Here is a 6,314-nt window from a genome sequence, read left to right as displayed (position 1 = left end):
TACGCGCGCGAAACCGGCAGCGCTCGGTTTGTCAGTACAGCGCCCGCACGGTATCGATGGTGTCGGCCTCGGACGGGCTCTTGTCGTCGCGGTAACGCAGCACACGGGCGAACCGCAGCGCCACACCGCCGGGGTAGCGCGAGGATTTCTGGACCCCGTCCAGGGCCACCTCGACCACCTGCTCGGGCCGCAGCCGCACGACGTAACCGTCGGTCCCGCCGACGGCGAGTTCGCTGAACCGGGCCGTCTGCCAGTCCAGCATGGCGTCGGTCATGCCCTTGAAAGTCTTTCCCACCATCACGAATTCGGCGGTGGCGGGGTCGCGCGCCCCCAGGTGGATGTTGGAGAGCTTGCCGCGTCGGCGCCCCGATCCCCACTCCACCGCCAACACCACCAGGTCCAGCGTGTGCACCGGCTTGACCTTGAGCCAGCCCGCGCCGCGGCGGCCTGCCTGATACGGCGCCTGCGGCGCCTTGGCCATGACGCCCTCGTGACCGGCGGCGAGCGTCGCCTCCAGGAACCGGGCCGCCTCGTCGTCGTCTGTGGTGGCGAGCCGATCGACCCGCTGCGCGGCCGGCACCAGCGCGTCCAGGGCGGCCAGCCGCTCGGTGGTCGGCGCGTCGAGCAGGTCCTCGCCGTCGCGGTGCAGGATATCGAAGAAGAACACCGAAAGAGGTTGGGCCGCACGGGCTTCAGCGACGTCGACCGATCGGCCGAACCGTGACGCGGTGACCTGGAAGCGGTGCGGTGAGTTGTCGGCCCGCAGCGCGATCGCCTCGCCGTCGGCGATGAGGTCGCGCACCGGCAGCGCCAGCGTCGCCTCCACCACCTCGGGCAGCCGGGCGGTGACGTCGTCGAGGCTTCGGGTGTAGACGGTGACCTGGTCGCCGGACCGGTGAATCTGTACCCGGGCGCCGTCCAGCTTGGCCTCGAAAATCGTTGTGCCGCCGTGGCGTTCCAGCGCATCGGCCACCCCGGTCGCGGTCTGCGCCAGCATCGGGCCGACCGGCCGTCCGACGCGCAGGGCGAACGCCTCGAGCGCCCGGGCGCCGCCGCCCATGGCGGCCGCCGCGACGCCGGGCAGGTCCCCGCCGAGCATCGCCGCGCGCTGTACCGCCGCGACGGGGAGGCCGGCGGCCTTGGCCACCGCGTCGGCCATGATCCCGGCCAGCGCCCCCTGGCGCAGCTCCCCGCCGAGCAGCCGCAGCAGGAAGGTCTGCTCGATGTCGGTCGAGGCGGCGAACAAGCCGGTGATGAGCTGCGCGCGGCGCGCCTGCGATCCCTTGCCCGACACCGCCCCGATCTCGGAGAAACTGGCGTCCACCGCGGCGACGGTCAACGCCGGATGCGGCGCCGGGGGCGGCCGTGACCGCAGCGCTGCCCAGCCGACCCCGATCTGGCGCTGGCGCAACTCACCCGAGAGCCAGGAGACGACGATGGCGACTTCGTCGGGGTCGGCCGCGGCGCGCCGCAACAGGTCGGCGATGTGGGCGACCTTGCTCAGCCGTGACGACGTGCCGCCTACGTCAAGTGAGGTCGTCGCCACGTCGAGGAGGAGCACGAAATCAGCTTGGCACGGGTCTCGAACAAGGCGGGGTCAACCCTCGGCGGCGCACACGCTAGCGTGCCTACGTAACGTTACAGATTGCTAGGGATCTGACAACCCGAAAGGAAGGGTCCGGATGGAGATCAACGGGAAGAAGGTCGTCGTCATCGGCGGCGCGTCGGGAATGGGTCGCGCCTCCGCTGAGCTGCTGGCCGAGCGCGGGGCGGAGGTCGCCATCCTGGACCGTGAGGGTTCCGACGGCAAGACCGTGGCCGAGGCCGTCGGCGGCGCGTTCTATCCGGTCGACGTCACCGACTTCAAGGGCACCGAGGAGACGCTGCAGACCGCGGTCGACAAACTGGGCGGCCTGCATGTCATCATCACCACCGCGGGTGGCGGCATCGCCAAGCGGACGATGACCAAGTCCGGTCCCCACGACCTCGAGTCCTTCCAGTCCGTGATCGACCTCAACCTGATCGCCACCTTCAACATCAGCCGGCTCGCGGCCGCGCACATGGCCAAGAACGAGCCGGAGGACGAGGAGCGCGGCGTCATCATCAACACCGCGTCGATCGCGGCGTTCGAGGGGCAGATCGGGCAGGTCGCCTACACCGCCGCCAAGGCCGGCGTCGCCGGCATGTGCCTGACCATGGCCCGGGACCTGGGCTCGCTGGGCATCCGGGTGCTGGCGATCGCGCCGAGCCTGTTCGCCACCGGGTTGACGCAGGGGATTCCGGACGAATTCGCGTCGGCGCTCACCAAGGACGCCGCCTTCCCCAAGCGCCTCGGCCGGCCGATCGAGTACGCCAAGCTGGTTGCGGCGATCGTCGAGAACCCGATGCTCAACGGCCAGTGCCTGCGGCTGGACGCGGGCCAGCGCTTCGCGCCCAAGTAGCCACCCCCACGGGTCGCCCTCCCCGCATTAAGTACACTCTTTAGGCAGCCGCCCCGCTTCCCCTCGAAGCGGGGCAGGCTACCCAGCCGGTAGCGAGGAGGGCCCCTCATGGGTATCGCACTGACCGACGACCACCGCGAACTCGCCGGGGTCGCCCGCGCGTTCCTGACCTCGCAGAAGGCCCGTTGGGCGGCGCGTTCGCTGCTCGACGCCGCGGAGGAATCCCGGCCGGCGTTCTGGCAGAACCTGGTCGAGCTGGGCTGGCTCGGCCTGCACATCGACGAAGAGCACGGCGGATCCGGCTTCGGGCTGCCCGAACTCGTGGTGGTGGTCGAAGAACTCGGCCGGGCCGTAGCGCCGGGGCCGTTCGTGCCGACCGTGATCGCGTCGGCGGTGATCGCCAAAGATGGCAGCGCCGAACAGAAGTCGCGGCTGCTGCCCGGCTTGATCGACGGGACCGTGACCGCTGGAATCGGTCTGGACGGGGAGGTGCGCCTCAAGAACGGCGTCGCCGACGGTGACGCCGGGATCGTGCTGGGCGCCGGGCTGGCCGAGCTGTTGCTGATCGCCGCAGGCGAGGACGTGCTGCTGTTGGAGCGTGACCGTGCCGGCGTATCGGTCGAGGTGCCGAACAACTTCGACCCGACCCGGCGTTCCGGACGCGTGCGCCTGGAGAACGTCAACGTCGGCGCCGACGACATCCTGACCGGCGGGCGGGCTTCCGCGCTGGCCCGGGCCCGGACGTTGTTGGCCGCCGAGGCGGTGGGCGGCGCGGCGGACTGCGTCGACGCCGCCGTGGACTATGCCAAGGTGCGGCAGCAATTCGGGCGCACCATCGCGACATTCCAAGCGGTGAAGCATCATTGCGCCAACATGCTGGTGGCGGCCGAATCGGGCGTCGCCGCGGTGTGGGACGCCTCGCGGGCGGCGTCCGAGGACGAGGACCAGTTCCGGCTCGCCGCCGCGGTGGCGGCGGCCCTGGCGTTCCCCGCCTATGCGCGCAACGCCGAGCTGAACATCCAGGTGCACGGCGGCATCGGCTTCACCTGGGAGCACGACGCGCATCTGCACCTGCGCCGCGCGCTGGTGGTTGCGGCGCTGTTCGGCGGCGACGCGCCGGCCCGGGATGTCTTCGAGCGCACCGCCGCAGGCGCCAAACGGGAGAACAGCCTGGACCTGCCTGCCGAGGCCGAGGAACTGCGCACCCGGATCCACGCCGACGCCGCCGAGATCGCCGCCCTGGACAAAGCGGCGCAGCGCGACAAGCTGATCGAGACGGGCTACGTCATGCCGCACTGGCCGAAGCCCTGGGGTCGCGCCGCCGACGCGGTGGAGCAGCTGGTCATCGAGGAGGAATTCCGCGCGGCCGGCATCAAGCGCCCCGACTACTCGATCACCGGCTGGGTGATCCTCACCCTGATCCAGCACGGAACCGATTGGCAGATCGAAAGATTCGTGGAGAAGGCGCTGCGCCAGGAAGAGATCTGGTGCCAGCTGTTCTCCGAGCCCGAGGCCGGCTCCGACGCGGCGTCCGTGAAGACCCGCGCCACCCGGGTGGACGGCGGCTGGAAGATCAACGGGCAGAAGGTCTGGACCAGCGGCGCGCAGTACTGCGCGCGCGGCCTGGCCACCGTGCGCACCGATCCGGACGCCCCCAAGCACGCCGGCATCACCACCGTCATCATCGACATGAAGGGCCCGGGCGTCGAGGTGCGCCCGCTGCGGCAGATCACCGGCGGCTCGGAGTTCAACGAGGTCTTCTTCAACGACGTCTTCGTCCCCGACGAGGACGTCGTCGGGGCGCCCAACTCCGGCTGGACCGTCGCCCGGGCGACGCTCGGCAACGAGCGGGTCAGCATCGGCGGCAGCGGGTCGTTCTACGAGGGATTGGCGCCCACCCTGGTCCAGCTCGCGCAGCAGTCGGACCGCCTGGCGGGAGCGCCGGTCCGGATCGGATCCTTCCTCGCCGACGACCATGCGCTGCGGCTGCTGAACCTGCGTCGCGCGGCCCGCAGCGTCGAGGGGGCCGGGCCCGGCCCGGAAGGCAACATCACCAAGCTGAAGCTGGCCGAGCACATGGTCGACGGGGCCGCGATCTGGGCGGTGCTGGCCGGCCCGGAGGTCGCACTCATGGATGGCCCCGGTGCGGTGGTGGGCAGGCTGGCGATGGGCGCACGCGGCATGGCGATCGCCGGCGGCACCTCGGAAGTCACCCGCAATCAGATCGCCGAGCGGATCCTCGGCATGCCGCGCGACCCGCTGATCAACTAGCTGCTCCGCTCAGGTGGGTGCGAACAGCGGAGCCCCGCCGCTGCCCCTGTCCGGCCGGATCGCGACGGGCATACCGCACGTGACCGAATCGGGTTCGCAGTCAACGACATTGGCGGCCACCCGCAGGCCCTCTTGTTCGGCGAGTTCGACGATGGCGATCACGTACGGAACCGGGATCTCCGGGTTGTACGGGTGGTGGTTCACCGTAAAGGTGAACACGGTGCCACGCCCGGAGACGGGCCGGGCGACCAGCGGGGCTTTGCACGTGCGGCATTCGCCGGCAGGCGGATGCACCCAGCGCGCGCAGTCCTCGCAGTATTCGATGAGCAGCGGCTCGTCCGGCACGACGAATACAGTACACTCAATTGATTCGATGGTCTGACGGGCGGTGTGCATGACGCATTTCGAGAAGGACGCGATCCTGTCCGGCATCGGCATCTCGCGGATCGGCCGGCGCACCGGCATCGCGGGCGTGGACCTGACCATGGAGGCGGTGCGGTCCGCCATCGAAGACGCCGGCTTGGCCCCCGCCGACATCGACGGCATCGCGACGCTGGGCGACACCCCCGCCGCAGAGGTCAACGCCCAACTGCGGATCGAAGCGGCCGATTGCGGATCCGGCTTCGGCACCGGCGGCTTGCTCAGCCCGGTGATGTCGGCGTGCCGCGCGGTCGCCGAACGTCGCGCCCGGCACGTGGTGGTGTACCGGACCATCCAAATGCTCGGCGGCACCGTCCCGGTGAAGCCGCAGGAGAACGCGCCCGCGCCGCCGCTGGCCCGGATGTTCGAGACGCCGGAGGGTGCGGAACGGCCCGCCGTGGGCGCGATGGACGACGTCAACGACCTGGTCGCGGCCAACGCCTATTCCGCCGCGAATTGGCTGGCGCTGAACTGCCGGCGCCACATGGAGTTGTATGGGACCACCAAGCAACAGCTGGGCTGGGTCGCCCTGAACGGCAGGCGCAACGCCGCCCTGAATCCGCGCGCCGTGTATCGCGACCCGATGACGATGGCCGACTACCTGAGCGCGCGGCCGGTCTCCACCCCGTTCGGCCTGCTGGACTGCGATGTCCCGATCGACGGCTCGATTGCGGTGGTGGTCTCGCACACGGATTACACCCGGGATTGCCCCCACCGCGCGGTGGCGGTGGAGGCGATCGGCGGGTCCGACGGCGCCGGGGGCTGGTTCCACCGCGACGACTACCCGAAGATGGCGATGTCGGACGCGACGGCGCAGATGTGGTCGCGCACGGACCTGAAGCCGGCCGACCTCAAGGTCGCCGAGTTGTACGACGGCTTCACCTATCTCACCCTGGCGTGGCTGGAGGCCCTCGGGGTCTGCGGTGACGGGGAGGCCGGGCCGTTCGTGGAAGGTGGCGCTCGGATCGCCCGCGACGGGGACCTTCCCCTCAACACCTACGGCGGCCAGCTGTCGGCGGGGCGCATGCACGGTTACTGGGCATTGCACGAGGGTTGTCTGCAGTTGCGCGGGGAAGCGGGGGAGCGGCAGGTATCGCGTCGCCCGGACGTCGGCGTCGTGTCGGTCGGCGGCGGGCCCGTCGCCGGCTGCATGTTGCTCACATGCTGAAATCCCCTGCGCCC

The 6,314-nt window shown here is 70.5% G+C and carries 5 protein-coding genes; 3 read left to right on the top strand and 2 right to left on the bottom strand.

The window, feature by feature from the left end; translation table 11 throughout:
* Window positions 1–31: 31 nt before the first annotated feature.
* Window positions 32–1,561 carry an ATP-dependent DNA ligase gene (locus tag A5701_RS18050; protein ID WP_067756626.1) on the bottom strand — a complete coding sequence of 510 codons (1,530 nt, stop codon included), beginning with the start codon at window positions 1,559–1,561 and terminating at the stop codon, window positions 32–34.
* A 121-nt stretch (window positions 1,562–1,682) separates the two neighbouring features.
* On the opposite strand from A5701_RS18050, the gene A5701_RS18045 reads away from it, so the two are divergent.
* Both A5701_RS18045 and A5701_RS18040 read left to right on the top strand, forming a co-directional pair.
* A complete protein-coding gene (locus tag A5701_RS18045) occupies window positions 1,683–2,441 on the top strand; it encodes an SDR family NAD(P)-dependent oxidoreductase (protein ID WP_067756623.1) in 759 nt (252 codons plus the stop codon).
* Between the two features lie 108 nt (window positions 2,442–2,549).
* Window positions 2,550–4,712 (top strand): acyl-CoA dehydrogenase, encoded by a 2,163-nt coding sequence (locus A5701_RS18040; RefSeq protein ID WP_067756620.1) that lies wholly within the window; start codon window positions 2,550–2,552, stop codon window positions 4,710–4,712.
* Between the two features lie 9 nt (window positions 4,713–4,721).
* Here A5701_RS18040 and A5701_RS18035 read toward each other — a convergent pair whose 3' ends face one another.
* On the bottom strand, window positions 4,722–5,057 hold the full coding sequence (locus A5701_RS18035; protein WP_067756617.1) for a Zn-ribbon domain-containing OB-fold protein: 336 nt from the start codon (window positions 5,055–5,057) through the stop codon (window positions 4,722–4,724).
* 49 nt (window positions 5,058–5,106) lie between these two features.
* Here A5701_RS18035 and A5701_RS18030 point away from each other — a divergent pair, with 49 nt between their 5' ends.
* A complete protein-coding gene (locus A5701_RS18030; RefSeq protein WP_067756614.1) occupies window positions 5,107–6,300 on the top strand; it encodes a thiolase family protein in 1,194 nt (397 codons plus the stop codon).
* Window positions 6,301–6,314: the final 14 nt, after the last annotated feature.

The organism is Mycobacterium sp. E3305 (assembly GCF_001666785.1).
Classification (GTDB): domain Bacteria; phylum Actinomycetota; class Actinomycetes; order Mycobacteriales; family Mycobacteriaceae; genus Mycobacterium.
Note: the sequence above shows the minus strand (reverse complement) of the source record. Positions and strands in the feature narration are given on the sequence as shown.

Excerpts from the sequence above, each read along its gene's own strand:
- A5701_RS18030 (WP_067756614.1), top strand. The coding sequence starts at position 5,107 with ATGACGCATTTCGAGAAGGACGCGATCCTGTCCGGCATCGGCATCTCG.
- A5701_RS18040 (WP_067756620.1), top strand. The coding sequence starts at position 2,550 with ATGGGTATCGCACTGACCGACGACCACCGCGAACTCGCCGGGGTCGCC.
- A5701_RS18045 (WP_067756623.1), top strand. The coding sequence starts at position 1,683 with ATGGAGATCAACGGGAAGAAGGTCGTCGTCATCGGCGGCGCGTCGGGA.